This is a genomic window from Bowmanella denitrificans, from assembly GCF_002887595.1.
Classification (GTDB): Bacteria; Pseudomonadota; Gammaproteobacteria; order Enterobacterales; family Alteromonadaceae; genus Bowmanella; species Bowmanella denitrificans.
Genome location: NZ_PEBU01000007.1, coordinates 258,467 through 283,278, shown reverse-complemented (window position 1 = coordinate 283,278; position 24,812 = coordinate 258,467). Strand labels below are relative to the sequence as shown.

General features: G+C 50.9%; 23 protein-coding genes. 12 read left to right on the top strand and 11 right to left on the bottom strand.

Going from position 1 to position 24,812, the window contains the following annotated elements; genetic code table 11:
* Positions 1–2 precede the first annotated feature (2 nt).
* Positions 3–947: a glycoside hydrolase family 43 protein gene (locus CSR04_RS14825; protein WP_102797074.1), complete on the top strand. Its 945-nt coding sequence runs from the start codon at positions 3–5 to the stop codon at positions 945–947.
* Positions 944–3,319 carry a glycoside hydrolase family 127 protein gene (locus CSR04_RS14820; protein ID WP_216362571.1) on the top strand — a complete coding sequence of 792 codons (2,376 nt, stop codon included), beginning with the start codon at positions 944–946 and terminating at the stop codon, positions 3,317–3,319. The genes CSR04_RS14825 and CSR04_RS14820 overlap by 4 nt, the downstream gene beginning before the upstream one ends.
* 65 nt (positions 3,320–3,384) lie before the next feature.
* Here CSR04_RS14820 and CSR04_RS14815 read toward each other — a convergent pair whose 3' ends face one another.
* Positions 3,385–4,407 carry an arabinan endo-1,5-alpha-L-arabinosidase gene (locus CSR04_RS14815; protein WP_102797073.1) on the bottom strand — a complete coding sequence of 341 codons (1,023 nt, stop codon included), beginning with the start codon at positions 4,405–4,407 and terminating at the stop codon, positions 3,385–3,387.
* 108 nt (positions 4,408–4,515) lie between these two features.
* Here CSR04_RS14815 and CSR04_RS14810 point away from each other — a divergent pair, with 108 nt between their 5' ends.
* Entirely contained in the window at positions 4,516–5,538 is a 1,023-nt protein-coding gene (locus CSR04_RS14810; RefSeq protein WP_102797072.1) for a glycoside hydrolase family 43 protein, read from the top strand.
* Positions 5,539–5,754: 216 nt separating this feature from the next.
* Here CSR04_RS14810 and CSR04_RS14805 read toward each other — a convergent pair whose 3' ends face one another.
* On the bottom strand, positions 5,755–7,383 hold the full coding sequence (locus CSR04_RS14805) for a sodium:solute symporter (RefSeq protein ID WP_102797071.1): 1,629 nt from the start codon (positions 7,381–7,383) through the stop codon (positions 5,755–5,757).
* 286 nt (positions 7,384–7,669) lie between these two features.
* On the opposite strand from CSR04_RS14805, the gene CSR04_RS14800 reads away from it, so the two are divergent.
* The 5 genes from CSR04_RS14800 (at position 7,670) to CSR04_RS14780 (ending at position 11,181) form a co-directional block, all read left to right on the top strand.
* Positions 7,670–8,383 carry a FadR/GntR family transcriptional regulator gene (locus tag CSR04_RS14800; protein ID WP_102797070.1) on the top strand — a complete coding sequence of 238 codons (714 nt, stop codon included), beginning with the start codon at positions 7,670–7,672 and terminating at the stop codon, positions 8,381–8,383.
* Between the two features lie 64 nt (positions 8,384–8,447).
* Entirely contained in the window at positions 8,448–9,227 is a 780-nt protein-coding gene (locus CSR04_RS14795; RefSeq protein ID WP_102797069.1) for an SDR family NAD(P)-dependent oxidoreductase, read from the top strand.
* A 95-nt stretch (positions 9,228–9,322) separates the two neighbouring features.
* Positions 9,323–10,075: a sulfite exporter TauE/SafE family protein gene (locus CSR04_RS14790; RefSeq protein ID WP_245921633.1), complete on the top strand. Its 753-nt coding sequence runs from the start codon at positions 9,323–9,325 to the stop codon at positions 10,073–10,075.
* Between the two features lie 79 nt (positions 10,076–10,154).
* Positions 10,155–10,733 (top strand): DUF3299 domain-containing protein, encoded by a 579-nt coding sequence (locus CSR04_RS14785; RefSeq protein WP_245921629.1) that lies wholly within the window; start codon positions 10,155–10,157, stop codon positions 10,731–10,733.
* Entirely contained in the window at positions 10,723–11,181 is a 459-nt protein-coding gene (locus tag CSR04_RS14780; RefSeq protein ID WP_146027179.1) for a hypothetical protein, read from the top strand. The genes CSR04_RS14785 and CSR04_RS14780 overlap by 11 nt, the downstream gene beginning before the upstream one ends.
* 36 nt (positions 11,182–11,217) lie before the next feature.
* On the opposite strand, the gene CSR04_RS24970 is transcribed toward CSR04_RS14780, so the two are convergent.
* Genes CSR04_RS24970 through CSR04_RS14735 form a run of 9 tightly spaced genes read right to left on the bottom strand, consistent with a single transcriptional unit; the run spans position 11,218 to position 19,099 of the window.
* Positions 11,218–12,843, bottom strand: coding sequence for an HAD family acid phosphatase (locus CSR04_RS24970; RefSeq protein WP_172449368.1), 1,626 nt, complete (start codon positions 12,841–12,843; stop codon positions 11,218–11,220).
* Between the two features lie 11 nt (positions 12,844–12,854).
* Positions 12,855–13,415 (bottom strand): DapH/DapD/GlmU-related protein, encoded by a 561-nt coding sequence (locus tag CSR04_RS14770; protein ID WP_102797066.1) that lies wholly within the window; start codon positions 13,413–13,415, stop codon positions 12,855–12,857.
* 60 nt (positions 13,416–13,475) lie between these two features.
* Positions 13,476–14,417 (bottom strand): GTP cyclohydrolase FolE2, encoded by a 942-nt coding sequence (gene folE2 / locus CSR04_RS14765; RefSeq protein WP_342751394.1) that lies wholly within the window; start codon positions 14,415–14,417, stop codon positions 13,476–13,478.
* Positions 14,418–14,433: 16 nt separating this feature from the next.
* Positions 14,434–15,768, bottom strand: coding sequence for a dihydroorotase (locus CSR04_RS14760; RefSeq protein WP_102797065.1), 1,335 nt, complete (start codon positions 15,766–15,768; stop codon positions 14,434–14,436).
* A 13-nt stretch (positions 15,769–15,781) separates the two neighbouring features.
* Positions 15,782–16,459 carry a DUF1826 domain-containing protein gene (locus CSR04_RS14755; protein WP_102797064.1) on the bottom strand — a complete coding sequence of 226 codons (678 nt, stop codon included), beginning with the start codon at positions 16,457–16,459 and terminating at the stop codon, positions 15,782–15,784.
* Positions 16,456–17,661 carry a zinc metallochaperone GTPase ZigA gene (gene zigA / locus CSR04_RS14750; protein ID WP_102797063.1) on the bottom strand — a complete coding sequence of 402 codons (1,206 nt, stop codon included), beginning with the start codon at positions 17,659–17,661 and terminating at the stop codon, positions 16,456–16,458. The genes CSR04_RS14755 and zigA overlap by 4 nt, the downstream gene beginning before the upstream one ends.
* Positions 17,654–18,073: a MerC domain-containing protein gene (locus CSR04_RS14745; RefSeq protein WP_102797062.1), complete on the bottom strand. Its 420-nt coding sequence runs from the start codon at positions 18,071–18,073 to the stop codon at positions 17,654–17,656. The genes zigA and CSR04_RS14745 overlap by 8 nt, the downstream gene beginning before the upstream one ends.
* 13 nt (positions 18,074–18,086) lie before the next feature.
* On the bottom strand, positions 18,087–18,560 hold the full coding sequence (locus CSR04_RS14740) for a Fur family transcriptional regulator (RefSeq protein ID WP_245921627.1): 474 nt from the start codon (positions 18,558–18,560) through the stop codon (positions 18,087–18,089).
* The gene (locus tag CSR04_RS14735) at positions 18,560–19,099 is read right to left on the bottom strand and encodes a ZrgA family zinc uptake protein (RefSeq protein ID WP_172449367.1); all 540 of its coding nucleotides are present in this window, start codon (positions 19,097–19,099) and stop codon (positions 18,560–18,562) included. Before CSR04_RS14735 ends, CSR04_RS14740 begins: the two co-directional genes overlap by 1 nt.
* A gap of 311 nt (positions 19,100–19,410) precedes the next feature.
* On the opposite strand from CSR04_RS14735, the gene CSR04_RS14730 reads away from it, so the two are divergent.
* Genes CSR04_RS14730 through CSR04_RS14715 form a run of 4 tightly spaced genes read left to right on the top strand, consistent with a single transcriptional unit; the run spans position 19,411 to position 24,670 of the window.
* Positions 19,411–21,627: a TonB-dependent receptor gene (locus CSR04_RS14730; protein WP_102797059.1), complete on the top strand. Its 2,217-nt coding sequence runs from the start codon at positions 19,411–19,413 to the stop codon at positions 21,625–21,627.
* Entirely contained in the window at positions 21,627–22,829 is a 1,203-nt protein-coding gene (locus tag CSR04_RS14725) for an ABC transporter substrate-binding protein (RefSeq protein WP_102797058.1), read from the top strand. Before CSR04_RS14730 ends, CSR04_RS14725 begins: the two co-directional genes overlap by 1 nt.
* Positions 22,826–23,887: a FecCD family ABC transporter permease gene (locus CSR04_RS14720; protein ID WP_216362570.1), complete on the top strand. Its 1,062-nt coding sequence runs from the start codon at positions 22,826–22,828 to the stop codon at positions 23,885–23,887. The genes CSR04_RS14725 and CSR04_RS14720 overlap by 4 nt, the downstream gene beginning before the upstream one ends.
* Complete coding sequence (locus CSR04_RS14715; protein ID WP_102797056.1) at positions 23,888–24,670, top strand: ABC transporter ATP-binding protein; 783 nt, start codon at positions 23,888–23,890, stop codon at positions 24,668–24,670.
* The last annotated feature ends 142 nt before the right edge of the window (positions 24,671–24,812 follow it).

Below are 24,812 nucleotides of genomic sequence, written 5' to 3'. Positions count from 1 at the left end.
CAATGCTCAATACCAATATTCCTCTTATACCACAGCGTGCTGATCCCTTTATTTATAAGCATACGGATGGGTATTATTATTTTACTGCCTCAATACCGGCCTATGACGGTATAGAATTGCGCCGGGCCACAACCCTGGCCGGGCTGGCGGATGCCAGTCGCAAAATCGTCTGGCGCAAGCCGGATAGCGGCCCTTATTCTGATTTAGTCTGGGCGCCGGAGATACATTTTAATCAGGGTGCCTGGTACGTGTATTTTGCCGCAGCCCCCAGTCGCGAGATCAAAGACGCTTTGTTTCAGCATCGCATGTATGCCATTAAAACCGAGGCGGCCAATCCCCTTGAAGGGGACTGGCAATTCTGTGGCCAGATTGAGACCGGCATTGACAGTTTCTGTCTGGACGCCACCACCTTTACCCACCATGGCAGGCTGTACTACCTGTGGGCGCAAAAGGGACCGGGGATTCGCGGCAATTCCAATCTGTATATTGCCGAGATGGACACCCCGATCCGAATCAAGGGCAAACCAGTGATGCTGACTAAGCCGGAGCTGGATTGGGAAATCCGTGGATTTTGGGTCAATGAAGGGCCAGCGGTGATCAAAGGCCATGGCCGGGTATTTATCAGCTATTCGGCCAGCGCTACCGATGAGAACTATTGTTTGGGGCTGTTGTGGGCAGATGAAAACGCCGATCTGCTCGACCCTGCTAGTTGGACCAAATCGTCACAACCTGTGTTTCAAACCCATGCAGCGCTGAAGATGTTCGGCCCAGGTCACAACAGTTTCACCCAAGGGGAGAATGGCGAGGATGTGCTGGTCTACCACGCCCGCCAGTACACCGAAATTGAAGGGGACCCATTGTGGAATCCGGATCGTCATACCTTTATCAAAACCATTAAATGGGATAAGGATGGCATGCCGGATTTCGGCCGTCCCGGCCAGCCATGATGATCCCACTCAGACGGGGACTGGTGGCGCTGACCCTGGGGCTGGTGGTGAATTCTGTCAATGCCGTTGAATTATTTGAATTACAACAGGTTCGCCTCACCGACAGTCCTTTCGCCCATGCCCAGCAGGTCAATCTGCAATACCTGCTGGCCATGGACCCTGACCGTTTGCTGGCACCTTACCTTCGTGAAGCTGGCTTGCCCACCGGGGCTGAGCCTTACGGTAACTGGGAAAGCTCTGGCCTGGATGGGCATATCGGCGGTCATTATTTGTCAGCCCTCAGTCTGGCCTACGCCGCCACCGGGGAGCCGAAGCTTAAGTTGCGCCTGGATACCATGATTGATCAGCTTGGCAAGGCCCAGCAGGCCAATGGCAACGGGTATCTGGGGGGGATACCTGATGGTAATGCAGCCTGGCAGCAGATTCGACAAGGCCAGATTAGTGCCGACCTGTTCAGCCTGAACCAGCGCTGGGTACCCTGGTATAACCTGCACAAGATATTTGCCGGACTGGTGGATGCCCATCGTCTGGGCCACAACGCTAAAGCCAAATCCCTGTTGCTGGAATTAGGTAACTGGCTGAAAAACCTTACAGAAACCCTTTCCGATAGCCAGATTCAGAGCATGTTGATTGCCGAACACGGCGGCATGAATGAGGTGCTGGTGGATTTGTATGAAATCAGCGGCGATAAGGCATATCTGGCACTGGCCGAGCGATTTTCCCACCGCCTTATTCTGGATCCTCTGCTGGAAAAACAGGACAGGCTTAACGGTCTGCACGCCAATACCCAAATCCCCAAGGTGATTGGCTACCAGCGGGTAGCACAGGCAACAGGCAAATTGGGCTGGCAGCAGGCGGCTGAATTTTTCTGGCAGCGGGTCACCCAGCAACGCTCAGTGTCCATTGGCGGTAACAGCGTGCGTGAGCATTTTCATGACGAGAAAGACTTCACTCCCATGCTGGAGGATGTGGAGGGACCGGAAACCTGCAACACCTACAATATGCTGAAACTCAGCAAGCTGCTGTTTGCAGAGTCAGAAGACCCGCGCTATCTGGACTATTACGAGCGGGCCACTTACAACCATATTCTTTCCTCCCAGCATCCGGTGCATGGCGGTCTGGTTTATTTCACCCCCATGCGGGCCGGTCATTACCGCATGTATTCGGATGTGCAGGGTTCCATGTGGTGTTGTGTAGGCTCCGGCATTGAGAATCACAGTAAATATGCCGAGCTCATCTACGCGCACGAAGATAACGAGCTGCTGGTGAATCTGTTTATTCCCTCGCATCTTAACTGGGCGGAAAAAGGTCTGGGTCTGACCCTGGAAACCGCTTTTCCAGACGCTGAGGCGGTGCGGTTGCAGATCACTGAAGCGCCTAATCGGCCCATCAGTCTGAGTATTCGTCAGCCTGACTGGTTGCAAGAAAAGCCAATGACGCTCATGGTCAACGGCAAGCCAGTGCAGGCATCCACTGAGCGGGACGGTTATCTGACCCTGACCCGGCAATGGCAAGCAGGCGATGAGATCAGCCTGGCGCTGGATGCCGAACCGTACTTGGAACAGCTACCAGATGGCAGCGATTATTACTCAGTGCTGTACGGCCCGGTGGTGCTGGCCAATAAGGTCGAACCCTTTGCCGGCGAAACTCTGGATTTTGTCGCCGATGACAGCCGCATGGGCCACATTGCCGCTGGCCCCATGTGTCCGCCCGAAGCGTTGCCGATAATGGTGGGCAAGCCGCAGGCCTTTGTGGCGGGACTGAAACGACTCAAGGGGCAGCCACTGACTTTTTTGGCAACCCAGGGGGTCGGCAGGCCTGGTCAGGCAGCGGAGCCGGTCAGGCTGATCCCGTTTTTCCGGCTACATGACAGTCGCTATCAGCTTTACTGGCCGCAGATGTCGGTACAGACTTATCCGGATTTCCTGGCCCGGGCTAAACTGCGAGCCCATGCTGAGGCTGAGCTCACGGCCAAGACCCTGGATCAAATCAACCCCGGCGAACAGCAACCTGAGGCCGAGCATGATTTTAAAGGGCAAGGCAGTCGCGCCGGGGTTAATCAGGGCATGCACTGGCGTGATGCCTCGCACTGGTTCAGCTACCGGCTGAGCGACGCCGATTTACAGGCCAAAGTGCTGCGCCTGACTTATTTTGGCGGAGATGCCAATCGGCAGTTTGAGATCCACTTTAACGGCGAAAAGCTGGCCGATGTGACCCTTAAGCCCAAAGGCGATGGCTTTTACGAAGTGGACTATCCGCTCCCCGAAAACTTGGTTAATCAGGGGCTGGGTGGTCATACCCTGAAGTTTATCGCCCAACCCGGCTCCATTGCTGGCGGCATTTATGGGGTCCGGCTGCTAAAGGATCTGTAAGCCGCTATCCCATAATAAAAAAAGCGCATTGCCTGGCAATGCGCTTTTTTATTACTTGTCATCTGTTACCGGTCAACACTCAGTACCGTACTTAAGCTGTTCAGATCGGCAGGATCCACCTCCGGCCAGCCTTCCAGCCAACTAATAGGCAATATACGCAATTTTTGCAGGGCATTGTCGGCGGTTTCATAGGCATGAAAGACCAGGTAGTCTTTGCCGTCGAAGCTGTAGGCCGAGTTATGTCCCAGGGCGACCCAGTCCTCGTTACCTTTGAGGACCAGCGAGCCGCCGCCCTCCAGCAGGGATTTACCGTTTTTGTCCAGATAGGGGCCGCTGACGGTTTTGCTGCGTCCCACCATAATCTTGTAGTCGCTGTCCATGCCGCGGCAGCATTTGTCGAAGGATACAAACAAATAGTAGTAGTCGCCTTTTTTGAAGATAAAGGGCGCTTCGACGGCCCCTTCACCGGCATCGGTATCCGGCGTCAGCGGATTGCCGGGGCGTTTGGCGATACTGTGCCATTGTTGTGGCTCGGCTAATCTGGTCAGACTGGGGTCAAGCTTAACTAATTTCAGGCCTTCCCAGAACGAACCAAAACTCATCCAGGTATTGCCTTCATCATCCTCGATTATGGCCGGATCGATGGCATTCCAGTGATCGCGGTTAGGCACGGATTGCAGCACAATGCCCTGATCCACCCAGCGGTAATCCGGAGAATCGGGATCCAAGGTGCTATTAACAGTGACCCCGATACCTGAGGTGTTCTTACCAAAGGCAGACACCGAGTAGTAGAGGTAGTACTTACCGTCTTTGTGATAAATATCAGGCGCCCACAGGTGGCCGTTAAACCCCGGTGCGATGCGTCTCGCCCAACTGGGTTCATGTTCAAACACCCGGCCTGTCAGGGTCCAGTGTTTGAGATCCTTGGATTCGTAGTAGGTAATGCCGGGACCTGTGCTGAACACATAGTAAGTGTCGCCTTCTTTGGCCATTACTGGGTCATGCACTTCCACCTGCTTAGCGGTGGCGCAGGCACCCAATCCCCAGGCCAGCAACATTGCGCCGGCCAGTTTAGTACGCTGTTTCATCAGGCTTTTCCTGTATTGCTAGTCAAATTGATGATTGGGACTCTAGCATATATGTAATACAATATTAACAATATATTGATGATCTTAATCAGAACAGGAGACTACCCCATGTTAAAGGAGAACGTCCTGCGCGGCTTTCGCCTGGCTTTGCTACCGTTGGCGCTATGCACAGCTGCTGCACAGGCCCTGGAATCGCTTAATATCGACAATCCCATCGTGCTGCAACGGGCCGACCCCTGGCTGGTCAGGGATGCTACCAGCGGTTGTTATCAGTTTATCGGCACTTCGCCGAAATTTGATCAAATAGAAATCCGTAGTGCCTGTCGGCTCAATGATCTCAAGCTGGCCGAACCCACCGTGATCTGGCAGAAAAAGGCCTCAGGACCCATGAGTGCCAATATCTGGGCACCGGAGCTGCATCGAATTGATGGCATCTGGTATGTGTACTTTGCCGCTGGCGATCTGGCCCAGCCCTTCAGTATCCGCATGTATGTGCTGTCCAACTCCTCTGAAGATCCGGCCACAGGTATCTGGAAGGAGGAGGGACAATTGACCACCCATCTGGATAGTTTTGCACTGGATGCCACCAGCTTTGAACATCAAGGCAAACGCTACCTGGTCTGGGCCCAGCAAAATGCCGAACGCAGCTACAACTCTGCACTATGGATTGCTGAGATGGACAGCCCCACCTCTGTTAAGGCCCCTATTGTTAAAATCAGTGAGCCGACCCTGGATTGGGAAATACAGGGTTATAAGGTGAACGAAGGCGCCGCGGTACTGATTCGACACGGCAAGGTATTTATCACATATTCTGCCAGTGCCACCGACGATCGTTATGCCATGGGCCTGTTATGGGCTGACTCTGCGGCAGATCTGCTCAGTGATGACAGTTGGCATAAATCCCCTGAGCCGGTTTTTACGACTAATCAGCGCCTCAGTCGTTACGGACCTGGTCACAACAGCTTTGTGCTGGCCGAGGACGGCAAGACGGATCTGCTGATCTACCACAGCCGTGACTACCGGGAATTGCAGGGCACACCGCTAACTGATCCTAACCGCCATGCCCGGGCCCGCCCCATTTACTGGAATGCTGAGGGCTTTCCTGTCTTTATGCCGCAGCAAGGGGATTGAAGAGAAAACCACAGAGCCACAGAGGATTAATGGCTTTCTGATCATCCGTCTTTATCTCGCGCAGCGATGAGGGGCCAGAAATAAAAAGGCATCCATCTGGATGCCTTTTCGCAGAGTGCCGGTTGTATTTGCCAATTATGAGCGCTCAGAGCAGGTCTGGACCATTCGACTTTCAACCCTCTGTGTTCTCTGCGATCCTGTGGTTTAACGCCCTTATTACCAGAAGCGGATATAGATAAAGGCGGTAATGGCCAGAATGCCAGCAGTATGGATATAGTCCCATTTATCCAGGCCTGCGATCACTTCACGCATCGTATCCTTACCCAGACTGGAGAAGGTCAGCCCCTGCAGTTTCTCCTGACTGGCCCTGGCGGTAAACAAACTGGTCAGGATCATAATGCCGGCGACCAGTACGAACAGTAAAATGCAGTAATACAGCCAGTTCATTTCCACCACCCAGGCCAGTGCACTGCCCTGCAAAGAGTCTTTAAATGGCAGTAGTACCAGTCGGAACATGCCCATTACAAAGCCGGACACCAGGCCGACAAAGCCAGCGGCAGGGGTAATACGCCGGCTTAAAAGCCCCAGCAGAAATACCGCCGCAATACCTGGCGCAATTAGCGACTGAACACTTTGCAGGTATTCATACAGTACATCGGCGATCAGGCTCATCACCGGGATCCACAAGATACCCAGCAGAACAATCACGACAGTGGCTATGCGTCCCACTCTGAGTAAGTGTTTCTCGCTGGACTCAGGCTTGAACTTTTTATAGAAATCTATGGTGAATAGGGTTGCTGAGGAGTTAAACAACGAGGCCAGAGAACTCATCAGAGCGGCCACCAGTCCACCAATAACAATGCCTTTAACGCCAGATGGCAGGAGTTCGGCCACCAGCGTCGGGAATGCCTGATCAGCACTGTCGTAGCTGATAATGCCTTTGGCGTTCAGCGCATAGGCAATCATGCCAGGTACCAGAAAAATAAATACCGGAAGCAACTTAAGATAACCCGCAAAAATGGTGCCGCGGCGGGCCTCTTTAATACCTTTAGCGGACAGTACCCGCTGCACAATGTACTGGTCGGTACACCAGTACCAAAAGCCAATGATAAAAGAGCCAAAAATAATCCCCGGCCAGGGGAAGTCTGCGTCAGATGCTGAGCGGATCAGGTGCATATTGGCCTCGTTAAGCCTCTCTACTTCTGCCCAGCCGCCCACTTTGTCCAGGCCTACCACCAGAATCACTACAGAGCCGATGATCAGTACAGGTGTTTGTAGCACAGACGTCCACATAATGGCTTTCATACCGCCAAGTACCGTGTAGATGCCGGTGATAATCACCAGGCTCAGGGCTGAAATCCAGAAGAAATCTATCCCCCAGATACTGTCGATACCAAGAATGGTTTTAAATGCGATTCCGCCTGCATAAACGGTAACGGCCACTTTAGTTAGTACATAGCTTACCAGTGAGATTACCGATAGAAAGGTTCGGGATGCTGGGTTATAGCGGCGCTCCAGAAACTCGGGCATGGTGTAGACCTTGCTGCTCCAGTAGAAGGGCACGAAGATCCAACCAAGTAGCAGAATGATCCACGATTGTAATTCCCAGTGGGCTAGTGCCATACCGGATTGCGCGCCGGACCCGGACAGACCCACCAGATGCTCTGAACCAATATTGGAAGCAAAAATGGAGGCGCCGATCACCAGCCAGCTTGCATTACGTCCAGCCAGGAAATAGTCAGCGGTATCTTCTTCTTTTTGTCGCAGCGACATAATTACGACACCAAGCAATAAGACAAAGAAACCAGCCAGAACCAACCAATCCAGAGTGCTTAATTGAACCATATCATGTTATCCATACAGGCTTCACAGAGCAGGAGTGAGGTCTCTATCCATTCTGTGTAACGTAAAAATTTAAAGCATATTATAATACAATATGTGTAATTTAAAGCGGATTGTTAATGGCTGGTTAAGTAAACGCTGGTGTTATTCTGGCAGGCGGTCCGGCATGAAAGTGGTCAGTCGCTCAACTATATGGCTGGAACAGGGCAAAAAGGCAAACAGAACATTGCACTGTTTCGTTAAAAAGTTATGTTAGTATAATAAGATACGTGAAATTAAAGGAAAACGTATGGCGCGAATAGAAAACTTGAACTTATCGCAACAGGTTACGAATGAACTGGGGCGTGCCATTATTGCCGGTGAATTCAATGCTGAATCTGGTTTGCCCACCGAAGCCCAGTTGTGCGATGAGTATGGCATAAGCCGGACCGCCGTGCGCGAAGCGGTGAAGATGCTGGCTGCTAAAGGATTAATCTCCTCGCGACCCCGCCAGGGTATCCGGGTCGAACCTGCCTCAAACTGGAATCTTTATGATACCAGTGTGTTGAAATGGATGTTGGATAGCAGTCCGTCAATGCTGGTACTCAAAGAGTTTTTGCAGATGCGTATGGCCATTGAGCCACAGGCAGCCGCTTTGGCTGCTGAGTACGGGACCGATGAGGATATACAGCATATTGCCGACGCGTTAGACGAGATGAACAAAGCGGCGGCAGATCCAAAGGCCAGTATGCATGAAGCTGATTTAGCGTTTCACACCAGTATTTTGTTTGCCAGTCGCAACAGGTTTTTCTTTCAGTTACGCGACTTTATTCGAACTGCGCTGAGTGTCAGTATCCAGCACACGACTCCGGCAAAAGGTAATGACATGGGGGTGGCTGAAGATCATGCCAAGATTTACACCGCCATTCTGAATCGCCAGCCTGAACGCGCCAAGAACATGATGACTTATCTGATTGATGAGGCCATGACCTTTATAGAGGCAGAAATTAAAGGGGCCAAGTGAGGTGGCTCGCTGATGATCTTTGCCTGGTAAGGTAGAGGACAAACCGAGAAGTTTAAGAGTTATTATGCCAACACTGTTAAAAGGGGAAACCTGTTATCCCAGCCTTAATGGCAAGAGCGTTTTTATTACCGGCGGTGGGACCAGTATTGGTGCTGCTATGGTGGAGCGTTTTTGCCTGCAGGGAGCCAAGGTGGCCTTTGTCGATATTGCCGATGAGCCTAGTCGTGGTCTTTGTTCCCGGCTTGCCGAACAACACCAAGTAACGCCACTTTACCTACATTGTGACATCAAAGACGTTGAAGCATTAAAAGACGCGATCAGCGAAGCTCAGAAGGCACACGGTGATATCAGTGTATTAATCAACAATGCTGCTGACGACACGCGCCACGATATGGATGAGCTTACCGTCGAGTATTGGGACGAGCGACTTGCTATTAACCTCAGACCCTGCTTCTTTTCGGCGCAGGCGGTGGCGCCACAGATGCAGCGGCAGGGAGGAGGCAGCATTATTAACCTTGGTTCAATAAGCTGGCGATTGAAGCAAACCTGCATGCCCGCATACACTACCGCCAAAGCTGGTATAGAAGGGCTGACACGCAGTCTGGCAGGCCAGTATGGCAAGGATCATATTCGTGTGAACACGCTGATTCCTGGCTGGGTTATGACACCGCGCCAGATTTCCCGTTGGGTTAACCCTGATATTGCCAAAGAAATTCAAGCTAACCAATGCATTAAAGAAAACCTTCAACCTGATGATATTGTCAATGCGGCGTTATTCCTGGCTGCCGATGATAGCCGAATGCTAACCGCCCAGACTTTGATTGTGGACGGTGGCTGGGTATAAATCGGCTCCGCACTTGTCAACAACTCTGTAACATGAGAGATTGTCAAACATAGAATAGTATTATAATATGTTTTTATGTCTGAGTGTGTGAGTGAATGACAGAATCCTTACCTGAAATAGCTTTGCAGGTAGTCGAATTGGCAGACTGGATTTGGGTTTATTTGATACTAATCACGGGTGCCTTCCTGCAAAGTGTGATTGGCTTTGGCCTGGGACTATTATGCGCGCCTGTGTTATTTCTTATATCACCCCAGCTCGTGCCGGCACCAATGATCCTAAACGCATTGTTACTTACCTTGCTGATTTCTATTCGCAATCGTGACGCCATTCACCTGAAACAGACGTCCTTTTCGATTCTCGGCGGAACAGCCGGTGTATTGACGGCTGGGGCAGTAATGTTGTTTCTGGAGCCTCACCACTACCGATTGCTGTTTGGCATTTCCATTATCCTTGCTGTGCTGTTGTCCGTTGTTGGTGTTAAGCCCACCATTGGTGTGGCGTCCAATTTAATTGCCAGCTTAATGTCAGGTTTTATGGGCACGACGACCTCTGCTGGCGGAGCGCCCATGGGGCTGCTGTACCAGACGGTTGAACAGCGGCAGATTAAAGCTAATCTGAGTGTTTTCTTCCTTTACATTAATAGTTTGGGAATCATCGTATTGTGGTTTACGGGCTCAGCAGGGGCTCAGGACCTGGTACTTTTTCTTAAATGTATGCCAGCCATTATGCTGGGATGGGTGTTGTCGGGTTTGATCAGTCATCGCATTCACAGTGAGATGCTACGCATATTGATTTTGCTGGTCGCGTTGCTTTCCGGGATATCGTCTATTTTTATGCAGGGTAGTTAAGCCCCCATGCAAGTGTACAAAATGCATGTGCTATGTTATAACATTTTTTTTGCTTGGCTCGCGTATTCCGGTGAAAATTATGGCATTGCGTTTTGTATCTTTATGTTTAACTGTTGCGATGTTGTTGGTATTTGACGCGTCAGCACAAACGTCTAAGTCTCCTGACAGGCAATACCAGGAAGTGGACTGGGTTGCATTGATGCCCAAAGACGATCTGGATACCTTGTTGGATCCCCCTGATTACTTTGCCGATATTGCTGACGGCTCGCAGGAAGACTCCCTGGAGGCCCTGACTCAGCAGGCGCAACAGGATGAAAAAGTGCGTCGCTACCAGGATGCCCTGACATCGACTCGTGTTGTGCAGGACTGGCACAACAAAGCCATAAAAATTCCCGGCTTTATTGTGCCGTTACAAGCCGATGAACAACAGCATGTCACAGAGTTTTTTATTGTGCCCTATTTTGGTGCCTGTCTGCATATGCCGCCCCCGCCACCCAATCAAATTATTTATGCGGTGTTGAAAAAAGGGGTTGAACTGAAAAATCTCTATGATCCCTTCTGGTTTGAAGGGTTACTGGCCATTGAAATCAATGAAAATGAGATGGGAACGGCCGCCTACCGCCTTTGGATAGACTCTGTTGTGCCCTATGAAGACTAAACCTCTGCGATTAGCGTACTGCAGCATTTACACGCTGATGTTGCTGAGCCTGGCACCCGGTTCGGGGCAAAGTTGTGAGTGGCATGACGGGGCGGGGCGTTTTGGCCATTTCCATCCTTTGATGCAACAGCATCGGCTACCCAGCTCCCCGCAGCTTATTCGCGTTAGTCATCAAAAGCAGGTTGCTGTCTCTTCGCAACAGCCAGCCGTGCTGGAAATAGACTATCAGGTGCCTGGCCGTTTTCATCAGGCAACGCTGAATGTTTCAGCCAGCGATAAGATTGTCTTGCAGGAACCAACCAAGATTGCCTTATCTCTGTCTGGTAAACTGCGGCTTTATTATCAGGCCAGCGAACCGGGTGAGCATAATATCACGCTGCACATCCAGGCAGAGGATGGTCGTCAACCTCTGGTAAAACAGCAGCGAATTAACGTAAAAGCAGATTAGTTACACATCCCCTTATCAGGATTAAAATATAAGCACTTATTGCCAGGAGCCATACAAGGGGTTAGGCAGCAAAAACAGTGTTTTTCCTAATTGAGGTAATACGGTCCCAATATCGGCCTGCTGCTGCGTAAGCCCGGAAAAATCCTCAATATTGTCACCAACTTGTAACACTATGTTATGTGGTTCCGACCAGGAGGTTTTTGACTCATGGGGGTGCCCAAAACAAGGGGCATCGCCTTGCACGATTTGCTGGCGACGTAAGTCTTTGTCGTTCCTGATGAGCTTATGGTCCAGCGCGTCCTGGTCTGATGCATGACGACCGATAAGACAGGTATTTGCCGTTGTTATGGGAATGCCCAATGCCTGCAGATTGCGCCAGGTATGAATGTCCAGACGCCGGTTGCGGTTGGTCACCAACGCAAGCTTTCCGCCGCGCTGAAATATCGCTTCTATAAAAGGTTTGACACCGGGCACCAGACTGGCTTGTTCGCTTTGCACCCAGGTATCCCAGGTCGCAGGTGAATAACCGGTCCCTGCTATTTCTGTCTGCTTTTGATAGGCAGTATTGTCCAACACTGTTTCGTCAACATCCATAACCACCACCCAGTTTTGCAAATCAGCAGGCACCTTTGCCAGGGCCTGTTGTGCCTGCTGATAGATTGCCCTGCTAAGAAGCTGATATTCCTTGCTGGTGATTTGCCACAATAATGCAGTGGAAAGTGTGGGGCTGTCAGCTGATAAGGATACTGACACAGCGCAATGGTCACTGAGCATGGCACCTTCATCTGCGTAAGTATGTATCTGTGCAGATTCAGTTATCCGCTCAGTCGGCATGCCGCCTGCCAGTATATGGTCGATCAGGGCCGAATGACGTGGATGACAACTTAGCAGATTGCGTGTGGTAATCTTGGTTGAGCGCTCATCATTCAGCAGTACCCGACTCAGGCGGTTATAGGGTGCTGAAATCCGGTGATTAAAATCGCCTAATACCAGATAGGGTGTAGCCGGTTTTTCCCGCTGTGCAATCCAGTCATTCAACACATCTGCCTGTTTAGCTAAAACCCGGCAGGCTTGTGTGTCGCTTTGCAGGTAATCATCGACAAAACAGCCACTTTTCAGGTGCAGATTTAAAATGTCTATTGGCCCGGTGGGGGCGTCAACCCTGATGGCCAGCCCATAGCGCAAACCGGGTAAGTCCAGGCCGAAATCTTTAATATGGGTGATGCTTAGTAGCGGTACTTCTCTTCTGATTGCAAAAGCTAATTTTTGCTGGGTAGAAAGATCGCCATTTTCCCTGCACTGATAGGGCTGGCTATCGGGTCTGTCGGACAGGATGAGTCGCCAGTGAAGATCCGGAAAGATCAGTCTTAACGCCTGTTTAGAATCAACTTCCTGTAGGGCAATAACATCGGCATCTAAACTTGCCGTATATCGTCGCATGGCTGACAACTGAGCATTGCTTCTGGGTTTGCACCCACCTTCGCCCGGATAGGCCAGATGTTCAGTGTTCCAGGTGGCCACTTTTAGTGCCTTGGGTTGTGGGCTTTGCGCTGTTGTGAAGGCGTCTGCAGGGCTAACTGTGGCTGGCGATGGGGGACTGGCCACGCAACCGCTACAAAGTGAACTGATGGCCATCAGGGCAAAGAATTTAGCGATATTCATCTATGTCAGCCTTAAAGTTCGTTAGCGAGCTTTTTGTATCCTTGCACCAAGTAATGATTGGCAGATACAACGGATTCTGAAAAGCTCGAATACTCAGGGGGCACTTTACTGATGCTGTCTAAATCAAAACCGGGTCCGATGTTAGTCATAGGTGGGACATGAAACTTGTCGGGCAGGTTTAACCCATCAATAACCGAGTTGTGTCTTACTACACAGCCGTTACCAATTCTGGTCCGAAATACCACGGAGTTAAAGCCGATGAACACATCGTCACCCACTTCGCATGGGCCGTGAATTATCGAGCGGTGGGCGATGGAGGTTCGTTCGCCGACGATAACCGCCGCGCCGGACTTGGAATGAATTACCACCCCGTCCTGAATATTGGAGTCTCGTTTGATTACAATGGGCTGCATATCACCGTTGGTGTCTACTTCATCGGCGCGAATGACCGCATAGGGGCCAATAAACACATTGTCCTCGATCACCACTTTCCCACAAATAATGGCGGTAGGGTCGATAAAAGCGCTTTGTGCCACGTCCGGCAGATGACCACTGGGATTTTTGCGTAACATACTGATTTATTTCCACGTTTAAGATGAATAGGCGCCTTTGTCACTATGTCAAGCGGCAGTTTAATAAGCGTTATGGCCGTTATGCAGCCAATCGGTATGGTGTTTTTGGTCGTACACCACGGCATTGTGAGCATGCAGACTTTCCTGATGCTCTACTTTAAACCAGTAATCAGACACCTGAGGCATCAGCTCCAGGGCTTGCTTAATGCGTCTGGCTGCATCCTCACAAAACAGCAGGTTTTGCGCATTCAGCTTGGCAAAGGCCTGCTCGTCCTGGCGCTTGACGGCGGTTTGTACTGGTGTGCCGATAGCCTGCTCAAGATGGAAGATTAGGGATGGCAGATTTGGCAGGTTTTCATCCGTCAGTCTCAGCCTGATATAAGCGTAGGAGCGCTGGCTATGCGGTGTGGCGATGCTGGCCTGCTCAGAGGCGAGCCACTGGATAAGTTCTTCCTTGTCTAACTGCGCAGCGCCGAAGCGCTGGGCGAATGCCTCACTCAGAGCCTGCCTTGACAGGGCCGCAGAGCAAGGGCAGGTGCTGGAATAGGGAATAGTGACACTAAGATCGGTGATGGGGGAGCCGCTGTTCAATTCTCTGGTCAGGGTCACAGTGTAGTTCTGATAACCCGACTCGTTGCTCAGCAGCGCGCTTTTTACCAGCGGCAGGTCAAACTGCAGGTTTATCTTAGCGGCCTGGCTGAGCCCTTGCTGGCTTTGCACCATATCCTTTAGCAGTGCGGATATCCCTGAGCCGCTCAGGCGTTGCTTGCTCAACTGCTGATTAAGTCGCAAATATAAACGCGACATATGTATGCCCTTGGCCTCGGGCTTTTCCAGGCTGACAAACACATCTGCCCTGGCGGTGACTTGGACCGGCTGGTTGCCATCCCCATCTACCAGTATGGGCAGTGCGATGGCCTCCATACCTACCCAGCTCAGGGGCAGAGAATTTAAGTCGGCTTGACCAGCGGCAACATCGGGTAAGGTGATCATCATATTCATACAGCAGGGGTTCCGGTTATCGGTTAAAAACAAGTGGCATGGCCGGCGTTTGAGATTGAGTTAGCTTATCAGCATCAAAAACAGCTTGGCCGTTGACCCAGGTTGTTAATATTCGCGATGAAAAACGGGTACCGTTAAAGGGCGTCCAGCCACAGTGGTAGCGGCAGGTTTTGTGGCTGACCTCTGTACTGTGCTTTGGTGATACCAGCACCAGATCGGCAAAGTAACCCTCGTGGATAAACCCTCTGTCGGCAATGCCATAGCGAATGGCTGGATTATGGGCGGTTTTCTCTGCCACCAGTTCAATGCTGAGTCTGTTGTGGTGCACCTGTTCGCACAGGCTTAGCAGTGCGTGTTCAACCAACGGCAATCCGGCCGGTGCCTGCAGATAGGCTTGCTGTTTTTCACTCCAGGTGTGGGGAGCGTGATCGGTTGCGATGATATCGATAAGGCCGCTTTGCACCGCGTTTAGCAATGCTTCCTGGTCACTTGGGGCCTTGATGGCTGGGTTGCATTTGATTAGGTTGCCAAGCCTGGGATAGTCATCCTGACTAAACCATAAGTGATGCACACAGGCTTCGGCAGTAATATGTTTGTTCCTTATATTGCCGGTGCTGAACAAGCTAAGCTCTTTTTCGCTGGTGATGTGCAGTACATGCAACTGGGCGCGATATTGTTTAGCCAGTGACACTGCATAAGAGGACGATGCATAGCAGGCTTCGGTATCGCGGATTTTGGCATGATCTAAAATACCGGGCGTCAGACCGTTTTGACGGTACATCTGTAGATTGTGATTTATGCGTCGCCCGTCTTCGCAGTGGGTTACGATCAATACCGGACTTTCCCTGAAAATAGCTTCCAGTGCCTGGGGATGCTCCACCAACAAATCGCCTGTCGAAGCGCCCATAAAGACTTTCACCCCACAGATTTGGCTGGGATCCAGTGCTTTAATGTCTTCCAGGTTGTTCTCGGTGGCGCCCAGGTAAAAGGCATAGTTGGCCAGTGAAGCTTGTCGGGCGATGGCATATTTATGTGCCAAGGCGGCCATATTGGTACTGGCAGGGCTGACATTAGGCATTTCCATATAACTGGTGATGCCTCCGGCGACCGCTGCCCGGGACTCACTGGCGATGGAGCCTTTGTGGGTCAGGCCGGGTTCGCGAAAGTGCACCTGGTCGTCAATCATACCTGGTAACAGCCAGGCACCTTTTGCATCGATAACCTGTTCGTTTGCTTTGGCTGGTATGTCAGGGGCAATACGTTCAATTCTGGCCCCGCGGATACGCACGTCAGCCGGCATGCTTAAACCGGCATTGATCACCAGGGCATTTTTGATTAACTGCTGATTCATAACTAGGGGTAACTCAGAAAACAAAGTCCAGGGTCAGTAAAAGGCGTTTTTCAGTCCCGCTGGCTGGCGCAGAGCGGTGGACTAAACCAGCATGCTCATTGCCTTGCCAAAGTTCACCTTTTAACAAGGCGACATCCCCTGGTGCTAATACCTGAATACAATCCGGGCCGCTGTATAAACCTGATTGTTCGTCAGCCAGGCCCTGACTTTTAATGCCGAGTCTGTCGCGGTTAACCAACTGATGGGGTAGCCATTGGGTACCCGCGCCGTAAAAGGTTGTGACTAATCGACAGGGCACCTTGTCCACATGAAAGCGCGGACACATAGCGTGTTCCAGTACTTTTAAGCGCAACCCGGCCCGTTTTAAATCAAACAGGCAGCAAAACATATCGACCAATTCGGCCACCTTTGCCTGTAACAGCTCGTTGCCGGGGAAATCTGGCAGTGTTTCCCGCAGTTGCAGTTCAATAGCATCAGCCTCAATGGTTTTGGTGATACTTAATCTGGGGTTGCTCTGCAGATACTGTTGCAGACTGCCAAGAAGTTCGGTTGGCAGTTTGCGTTGCCAGATCGCAATATTAACCGCGTCCTGATAAATATCCGTCAGGACCATAGGGCTTGCGCCTTTCGAAGCAATGCGTAGCGGTGTCCCGTTTTGTTCTGACGCGATTGCCAAACATGCATTACTCATGCTTCGCTCTCCCAAGCGGGAAAGGGATCGGGCAGGGTCTGCCAATAGCTTTTGCCCTGCAACAGTTCTTGCTCAGACAGCAGACAGCTATCCAGCGCCTCGGTGATTACCTGCTTATCCAGATTCTGGCCAATAAACACCAGTTCCTGACGCATATCGCCAAATGGCTCCTGCCAAAGCTTTTGTATATAAGCCAGAGACTCTGCATCGGTCGGCCATTGGGATTCAGGAACCGCTTTCCAGAACAGGCCCGCAAACCCATACCGGGCGATGCCGCCGGCCTGGTTCCACTGGCCCGCATACTGGGGGCGCGATGCCAGCCAGAAATAGCCTTTCGAGCGCAGCAGCTTGCCCTGTTGGTTGCTGCTGTGCAGAAACTGATAAAATTTTTGCGGGTGGAAGGGGCGACGGGCGCTGTAAGTGAAACTCGAGATGCCATATTCTTCGGTTTCAGGTATATGTTCGCCGCGCAGTTCCTTTAGCCAGCCAGGTGCCTGCTGAGCTTTGTCAAAATCAAACAAGCCGGTACCCAGTATGGCGCTGACCGGCACCTGGCCATGTTGAATGGGGATAATACGGGCGCTGGTATTAAGGGTACCGAGTATGGCTTTTAAACGTTCCAGCTCAGCATCATCCACCAGGTCGGTTTTACTGATTAAAATCACATCGGCAAATTCCACCTGATCGATTAACAGGTCGGCAACGCTGCGTTCATCCTGTTCTCCTAAGTGCTCACCGGTATCTTGCAAATACTTGGCTTCGTCATAATCCCTGACAAAATTAACCGCATCTACCACGGTAACCATGGTGTCCAGTGTGGCCACATCGGACAGGGAAATGCCGTCTTCGTCAGCAAAGGTAAAGGTTTCGGCCACAGGTAAGGGCTCAGAAATGCCAGTTGATTCGATGACCAGGTAGTCGAACTGTGCGGATGAGGCCAGTTTGCTGACTTCTATCAATAAGTCCTCTCTGAGCGTACAGCAGATGCAGCCATTACTCATCTCCACCAGTTTCTCTTCGCTGTGATTGAGCGAAACTTCGTTTTTGACCATGGCCGCGTCAATATTCACTTCACTCATATCGTTGACTATCACCGCGACTTTCTTGCCCTGACGGTTATTCAGAATATGGCTGAGTACCGTGGTTTTTCCTGCGCCAAGAAATCCTGACAGCACGGTGACGGGTAATTTGTTGTTAGTCATGGTTGGTATACTCCTGATGGGCATTGGTGCACTGCTGCTGGCGACCCAATTGATAGTTGCGGACATGGCCAAAGGCAATGATGCAGGAACCCACTACGGTCATGGCGACTTCACCATACTCACCCAGCAGGTCATGACCCATAACTGCTGCAATCACCAAAATGGTTAAGCCTAAGGCACCGATAACAAAGACATGGCGGTTGCGGTGGTGAAAGTACCCCATCAACAATGCAATGCTGCTAATTGGCACTACCGCAAACAGCAGCCAGATGTGAAACAGCTCATCATTTAATGCCAGCACGCCTGACAAGGGCGGGATAAGGATCAAGATAATAGGCATAAATAAACAATGCACGACACAAAGCGCAGAGAGGCCTACGGCTGCTTTATCACTAATGTTTTGAAGCTTCATCTGACATCTTTCCTTAAGACGAAGAGGTGGATTGGCACTGGTTGCACAGCCCATTCATTTCGAGTTGTGAGCCAGCAATAAGAAATCCTGATTTTTTGGTGTTCTGTGTCAGTAGTCTCACCAGATTGGTGGGTACCGACGTCTCCTCCACTTTCTGGCAAAGGGTGCAGATCAGAAATAATGGGAACGGATGGTCACAGTGGCCTGATAGTTGGGTGCAGGCCATATACTTATTGGCAGAGTGGAGTCGATGGATAAGTTTCATCGATTCCAGAAACACCAGGATACGGTAAACCGACATGGCCATAATGGGGGCTGGTGCTATCCGATTGTAAGCGTCTGTCAACTCATAAGCGGACATAGGGCCTTCTGTTTTTAGCAGTATCTCCAGCACTCGCTGACGTTTTTCTGTCAGGCCACGACCACTGTTGCGACAAGTCTGCTTAGCCTGCTGGATAACCTGACCAATTTGCCCCTGGTTCATCATTACCACCCTATATAGGGGTGGCTGCTGGTGAGATTGGCGACACCTTGCCCTTTGTCGGTTAACCACTGCGCTTTTATCAGGCTCAGTGAAGGCATAGATTCAAACAGTGGCAGAGCAAGCTGTGTGACTGCGCTTGCACAGTCATATTGATAGGTCACCTCAATATTGCTATGTCTATGCTCGTGATGCTGTTCATTGTCATCATGATGCTCATGATGTTTGTGGGGGTGATTTTGGTTGTCAACCGCCTGTAGTGAATGCTCTGCGCTGACCAGCGAGCATTGCCCGGTCAGTTTTACAACCCCGGCATTGTGCGTTAGCTTGTGTGCCAGGTGGTGCTGGGCTTTTTTTTGTTCGCTTGTTTTTGCTTCATGCTCAAAGCCCAGCGCGTCGGCTGCCGGCAAAATTAATTGAAGATGCCAGCGCTCGCCATCTTGAGCAATCTGCAGTTCGCCCTGGCCATGGGTGTGCTGCTGGGCAAGAGCTGAGGGGCTTAAGCTCAGTATCAGTGCCAATCTGAGCCAGTGTGATTTGTTCATAGTCCAACCTGTAGAAATTACTGGCGATCCAGGGCAGTTACCCTGCAATACCTGTTCATTTGACTTAAAGCTGCAAACCGACGTATTGTACGTACACTGCATTGATACAATATAACATATCGAAACATAATTGAAATGATATAATGTATCTTTTGTCGTGTAAGATGATTAACGCTTTTTGCTGTTCTGCAGGTTATTTCCGGTAAAAGTGGTGGCAACTCAATAGCAGTTGCATATCAGACCTTGCAGAAAACAGCTTATCAGCCTGAGTAAAACTTGGTTGGACCCTAACTACTAACGAGAAGATAAACATGCGCTATACATCCATGGCGGCCCTTATTGTCGCTTCCTGGGTTGAGCCAGGCATGTCGCCAGCTGTCGCTGGTGAGGTGTTTTCTGGTCAAGCAGAAACTGGCATCGAACGAGTGGTTGTGACGGCAACCCGCTCTGAACAAATGCTGCTTGAGGTTCCAGCAGCGATTTCTGTGCGGGAGCTGGATGACCTGCGCAGCAAGGGCTTCACCTATGGTACCGACGAATTCAGAGGTGTACCTGGTGTATTCTTTAGGCGGGGTGAGGGGGATGGGGAAGAGTTCCCCTTTGTGTCCATACGCGGCGCCACAGGTAATCACGGCAATGATGCCTTTTTAGCCATGCTGGATGGCATCCCTTTTGTTGGCCCCGACGAAGAAGTGTTACTTTATGAGATTCCCTATCCCATAGTGAATCATATCGAAATTGTGCGGGGGCCGGTATCTGCACTCTATGGTCGCGGGGCTATTGGCGGTGCGATAAATTATCAGACCCGCAATCCAGTCAACAACAGCACAGAACTGTCTTTTTCTGCAGGTCAGGACGGCTACTACCGCGGCCAGGTGTTATTAGAAAGACAATTTAGACAGGACATTGGCGTTCTTGCCAGCCTCAGTTATGAAGATTTCGCTGGTTGGAGAGACAACAGCGCGCGTGATGCAACCAGCGCTTTTCTGAAGACCGTCATTCCCCTCAGCAGCAAGAGCGCGTTGACAGCCTGGTTGTCTTATTTTGAACGCAACGCGCAGGTGCCCAGCGTTATACCAACGCTGGCCGACGGCTCAATAGTAAAAGTGGCAGGTGGCGTTGAAGGCTTTCTGGGGCATAAGCCAACCCGCAACAACAACCAGGGCTGGATAGGTGCGCTGCGCTATGAGCAACAAGTAACAGACATCCTGGATATCCAGCTAACTGCCCAGGCGCGCCAGTTCGACAGTGACGTTCGCCTTAATTTTTATGACTACTTAGAGTTTAATCCCGACCAAAACATCATGGGAGTAAACGGTTTTGCTTCAGTCAATGACGCTTCCGTATATTTTGTCGAAGCGTTGGCTAACTGGCGAAGTGGCAGGCACAAACTGGTTGTCGGTGTCAGTGCTGAACGTACCTCATTAGATGAGCAGGACAGGTGGTCAGGAGAGCTTGACCCGTTTTTCAGCGGTGAATGTGGATTTAGGTTCTACGCCATTGTGATTGATTACAGCACAGGTGAAGTGCTGAATGATCAGCCTGGCAATGACTGTTTTGTGCATGAGCAGTTGCGAACTGCAGCAGATACCACCAATCAGTTTTACGGTGCCTTTTTTCAGGACGAAATCAGTCTGAGCGAACGTTTAACGCTGACTGTGGGCGCGCGATATGATGAGTTTAAGCGTAATATCGATTTTTCTGTGATTGCCGCATCACCTGATTTGCAAAATGCAGAGGGACGTTCTGAAGCTGTGTCGCCTAAGGCTGCACTCGCCTATCAATTGGATAGCGGGATAGTCTATGCCAGTTATGGTCGGGGCTTTAATTCCAATTTCGGTCCGGTTTGGCAATGGGAGCCGGATCGCTATGCCCGCGACGAAGCCCCTACCTTTATTGACAGTTATGAATTGGGGTGGAAAGGGCAAACGCAAAACAAACAACTTAGCTGGGAAACCGCGCTGTTTTATTTGGTGCAGACTGACCGTCGGATCTTTATCGACAATCCCGATCCAGAAGGGCCGCCAACTCTGGCAACCACAGGACAAAAATATTCCAGTCGTGGCCTGGAAGCCGCTGTCCGTTACCGCCCTGTGCGCACCACTGAATTGCTGGTCAATTATACCTACCTGGCCCCCGAATGGGACGAGTTAATTCTGGCTGGCTCTTTTGGCGCGCCTGATACCGACTTTTCCGGCAACACTCCGCAAGGCGTGCCTGGGCATATTGTTTATGCTGAAGTATCTCACGAGTTTTCCGGGCAATGGCACGGCAATTTGTCTTATGAATGGTACAGCGACTACTTCGTTGATTTGTCTAACAGTATAAAAACCGGCCAATACAGCCTAATGAATTTGTCTGTTAGCTGGTTTCCCACCAACAATCCAGACCTGGCCTTCGACCTGTCAGTCACCAATGTGCTGGACGAAGACTACTTTTTCTATTTTGCTGGCTCGCGCAGTGCGGTCACCAATGTGTCGCCGGGCGTGCCACGCCAGATTCGCCTGGGTACAAAAGTGAGATTTTAATGAAGGCATTCATCATCTTAATGCTGTTATTTGCGGTTGGGAGTTGTAGCCACCCAAACAAGTCACAAGACAAGGTACAGGGCAAACCAACTTTGAACCTGTCATCCAGTGTCGAGGTGCCTATGCGTTATACCGAGACCTTTATAGTCAGGGAATTGGATGGCTATCAGATTATCGATTTAAAAGCGCCCATGGTGTCCTGGGGCGGCAGTGCGCAGGGAGATGAGCAAACTGCTCGCATTATTCTGGTGCCGCGCGATAAAGCCGAACCTGCCCTTACGGGTGATCTGAAGGGGGCCACTGTGGTTAGAACACCAGTGATGCGTATTGCAACTAATTACGGCTTTCTGGAAGCCATCGTCGCTGAATTGGGCATAAAGGACAGGTTGGTGGCGGTTGGCGGAGTTAAGAGTTACGACGACGAGTTACGCGCCAAAGCGCGCAGTGGTGAACTGGCGCAAATAGGTTATGGCTGGCACACGCCACCGAACATTGATCCATTGCTCGATGCCAGTCCGGATGTGTTGTTAATGGTAATGGGCAGCCTTGAGCATGTGCAACATATGCAGCGCATCAATAAATTGGGGATTCCGGTAGTACCGATTTTTTTCGAAGCAGAAACCCATTATATGGGGCCTGTTGACTATGTGCGCCTGATTGGGCTGATGACAGGCAAAGAACAGCAAGCCCAGAGCTTTGTCAACAACGTGGCAGAACAGGTTGAGCAACTCAAAGCCATTGCGGATACCGCTCCTAAGAAAAAAGTGCTTAGTTCCTGGTATGGCGGTAGTGATCGTTGGATGGTGACGGTCAGAAATGCAGACAATGCGCTGTTGAGGGACGCCGGGGGAATGAATCCGCTTGCCCAGCAAGATGATATTCGCATTGATGATTTTGTTAAGCTCAGTTCTGAAGTGCTGCTTGAACAAGCCAGGGACATTGACTGCTGGGTTATTCGCGACAGCCATTCTCAGCCTTTTACCGATGTTAAGTTTCTGCACAATTTCAAAGCCTGGCGACAAGGCTGCCTATTTGCCGCCGATGGTTCGAGTAAACCTGAAGCCGATGCTTTTGACATTTATGCAACTGGTCAGATACGCCCTGACTTGATTTTGCGTGATCTGGTGCAAATGCTGCACCCGAACCTGATCAACGCCCCTTTCACCTATATTCAACCCGACAGTCAGACGCCAAGGCCATGAACAGCACAATACTCGCTTCAAACCATTTTGCATCGCTACAACGCATGGTTGTTACGGTATTTTTATTGATGTTAGTGGCTGTCATTGTTTTTAGCCTGAGTTACGGGCAGGTCATTTTGGGGGGAGAAAGGCTGTTGGCGGCGGTACTTGACCCCAGTGGGGATCCCGTTGCCAGCCAGATTGTGCGGGATATCCGCCTGCCCAGGGTGCTCACTGGATTAATTGCTGGTGCAGCACTGGGTATTTCAGGGGTGCTGATGCAAGCGTTGTTCAGAAACCCAATGGCAGACGCCTGGTCCTTGGGATTGCTGGCGGGAGGGCAGTTGGGCGTATCACTGATTGTTACTGCTGCAGCCTTTGCCGGGCCTGCCGCATTGGCGTTTTTGACGGCGTTTCAGGGCATTGGCCTAACCAGTGGTGCAATTCTGGGCGTGGCAGTGTTTGCTGTGCTGATGGCCGGACTGTCAAGACGGGTCAGCAATATTACTCTGTTGGTGGTGGGTTTGATGCTTGGTTTTACCGTTCAGGGGCTGGTCAGTATCGTGATGCATTTTGCCAGTCGCGTAGGTGGCAGGGTGTATTCGGGCTGGAACGACGGCACCTTTGCCAGCACAGAGATAAGCGACGTTGCTGTTATGCTACTGCCTATCGGGCTTGGGCTGGTGTTGGCGATTGTCAGTGCCAAAGGACTGAGCGCTATGCTGCTGGGAGAGACTTATGCACGGAGCATGGGGACGGATGTTAAACGGTTGCGCTGGCTGACCTTAAGTGCCGTGGTGCTTTTGGTGGCACCAGTAACGGCGTACTGCGGCCCGGTGACCTTTATTGGTCTGATCGTACCGCATTTTGCCCGTGCCATGGTCAGAACGTCGCAAATTCTGCCCTTGCTACCCATTGCAGCCCTTTGCGGCGCATTGCTGGCTTTGAGTGCCGATGCCATTGTGCATTTGCCATGGGAACAACACTTTTTGCATTTGAATGCTATTTTGGCTTTAGTGGGAGCACCGGTGGTTATTGCGATATTGTTGGCCAGTCCATCCTTACGGGGGCGCATTTAGATGTTGGAAGTGATGAATGTAGCGGCCGGTTACCCCGGGCCTCGCGGTGCGGTGTTGGCCAATCTGAACTTAACGTTAAGACCTGGCGCATTTATCTGTGTCATCGGCCGAAACGGTGCGGGTAAATCAACTCTGCTGCGCACTATCAGCGGCCTGCAGAAGCCACTTGGTGGAAGGGTTTGCCTGCACAATGTCAATATTCATGAGATGACGGCACAATTGCGGGCACAGCGTATTTCTGTGGTAACTACCGAGAGAGTTTCCAGTCCGGGGCTCAGAGTACGAGATGTTATCAACCTCGGCCGTCAGCCCTATACCAACTGGCGAGGCCACTTGAGTGGCACAGATTATGAGGTTATCGCAGATGCCATGCGTACCGTAGATGTCTTGAAATTTGCCAATCAGCCGTTTGACAGCCTTTCTGATGGAGAACGCCAACGGGTGATGATTGCCAGAGCGCTGGCTCAGGATACTGATGTGATGGTGTTAGACGAAATTACTGCGTTTCTGGACCTGCCCGGAAGAGTAGAGGTAATGAGTTTGCTCAGAACTCATGCTCACACTATGGGTAAAATAGTATTGCTGTCCAGCCACGATCTTGAACTGAGCCTGGAATTGGCAGATCGGCTGTGGATTGTCGACGAAGGTAAGGTAAAAGCGGGTATTGCCGAAGATGGTGTTATTTTACAGGCAATTGCTAATGCCTTTGATACTAAGAATGTCAGGTTTGAGCCTGCAATAAGACAATTTAGGTTACGGGACCAACCCCTTGAAGCTTTATAAGCATAGCTCGGTTACTGCACTGTGCATGTATGGCTTATATTGCTGTAAAGCTAGTTCTTGAAAAGCCTTTAGCGGATTTTTTGCTTGTGACCCTATAGAGAGCGGTGGTGCTTGCACCAACTTTTAGTCATCGGGAAATTAA

What these genes read in the sequence shown, in the direction of transcription:
- CSR04_RS14825 (WP_102797074.1), top strand. Translation starts at nt 3, where the DNA reads ATGCTCAATACCAATATTCCTCTTATACCACAGCGTGCTGATCCCTTT.
- CSR04_RS14820 (WP_216362571.1), top strand. Translation starts at nt 944, where the DNA reads ATGATGATCCCACTCAGACGGGGACTGGTGGCGCTGACCCTGGGGCTG.
- CSR04_RS14815 (WP_102797073.1), bottom strand. Translation starts at nt 4,407, where the DNA reads ATGAAACAGCGTACTAAACTGGCCGGCGCAATGTTGCTGGCCTGGGGA.
- CSR04_RS14810 (WP_102797072.1), top strand. Translation starts at nt 4,516, where the DNA reads ATGTTAAAGGAGAACGTCCTGCGCGGCTTTCGCCTGGCTTTGCTACCG.
- CSR04_RS14805 (WP_102797071.1), bottom strand. Translation starts at nt 7,383, where the DNA reads ATGGTTCAATTAAGCACTCTGGATTGGTTGGTTCTGGCTGGTTTCTTT.
- CSR04_RS14800 (WP_102797070.1), top strand. Translation starts at nt 7,670, where the DNA reads ATGGCGCGAATAGAAAACTTGAACTTATCGCAACAGGTTACGAATGAA.
- CSR04_RS14795 (WP_102797069.1), top strand. Translation starts at nt 8,448, where the DNA reads ATGCCAACACTGTTAAAAGGGGAAACCTGTTATCCCAGCCTTAATGGC.
- CSR04_RS14790 (WP_245921633.1), top strand. Translation starts at nt 9,323, where the DNA reads ATGACAGAATCCTTACCTGAAATAGCTTTGCAGGTAGTCGAATTGGCA.
- CSR04_RS14785 (WP_245921629.1), top strand. Translation starts at nt 10,155, where the DNA reads ATGGCATTGCGTTTTGTATCTTTATGTTTAACTGTTGCGATGTTGTTG.
- CSR04_RS14780 (WP_146027179.1), top strand. Translation starts at nt 10,723, where the DNA reads ATGAAGACTAAACCTCTGCGATTAGCGTACTGCAGCATTTACACGCTG.
- CSR04_RS24970 (WP_172449368.1), bottom strand. Translation starts at nt 12,843, where the DNA reads ATGAATATCGCTAAATTCTTTGCCCTGATGGCCATCAGTTCACTTTGT.
- CSR04_RS14770 (WP_102797066.1), bottom strand. Translation starts at nt 13,415, where the DNA reads ATGTTACGCAAAAATCCCAGTGGTCATCTGCCGGACGTGGCACAAAGC.
- folE2 (WP_342751394.1), bottom strand. Translation starts at nt 14,417, where the DNA reads ATGAATATGATGATCACCTTACCCGATGTTGCCGCTGGTCAAGCCGAC.
- CSR04_RS14760 (WP_102797065.1), bottom strand. Translation starts at nt 15,768, where the DNA reads ATGAATCAGCAGTTAATCAAAAATGCCCTGGTGATCAATGCCGGTTTA.
- CSR04_RS14755 (WP_102797064.1), bottom strand. Translation starts at nt 16,459, where the DNA reads ATGAGTAATGCATGTTTGGCAATCGCGTCAGAACAAAACGGGACACCG.
- zigA (WP_102797063.1), bottom strand. Translation starts at nt 17,661, where the DNA reads ATGACTAACAACAAATTACCCGTCACCGTGCTGTCAGGATTTCTTGGC.
- CSR04_RS14745 (WP_102797062.1), bottom strand. Translation starts at nt 18,073, where the DNA reads ATGAAGCTTCAAAACATTAGTGATAAAGCAGCCGTAGGCCTCTCTGCG.
- CSR04_RS14740 (WP_245921627.1), bottom strand. Translation starts at nt 18,560, where the DNA reads ATGATGAACCAGGGGCAAATTGGTCAGGTTATCCAGCAGGCTAAGCAG.
- CSR04_RS14735 (WP_172449367.1), bottom strand. Translation starts at nt 19,099, where the DNA reads ATGAACAAATCACACTGGCTCAGATTGGCACTGATACTGAGCTTAAGC.
- CSR04_RS14730 (WP_102797059.1), top strand. Translation starts at nt 19,411, where the DNA reads ATGCGCTATACATCCATGGCGGCCCTTATTGTCGCTTCCTGGGTTGAG.
- CSR04_RS14725 (WP_102797058.1), top strand. Translation starts at nt 21,627, where the DNA reads ATGAAGGCATTCATCATCTTAATGCTGTTATTTGCGGTTGGGAGTTGT.
- CSR04_RS14720 (WP_216362570.1), top strand. Translation starts at nt 22,826, where the DNA reads ATGAACAGCACAATACTCGCTTCAAACCATTTTGCATCGCTACAACGC.
- CSR04_RS14715 (WP_102797056.1), top strand. Translation starts at nt 23,888, where the DNA reads ATGTTGGAAGTGATGAATGTAGCGGCCGGTTACCCCGGGCCTCGCGGT.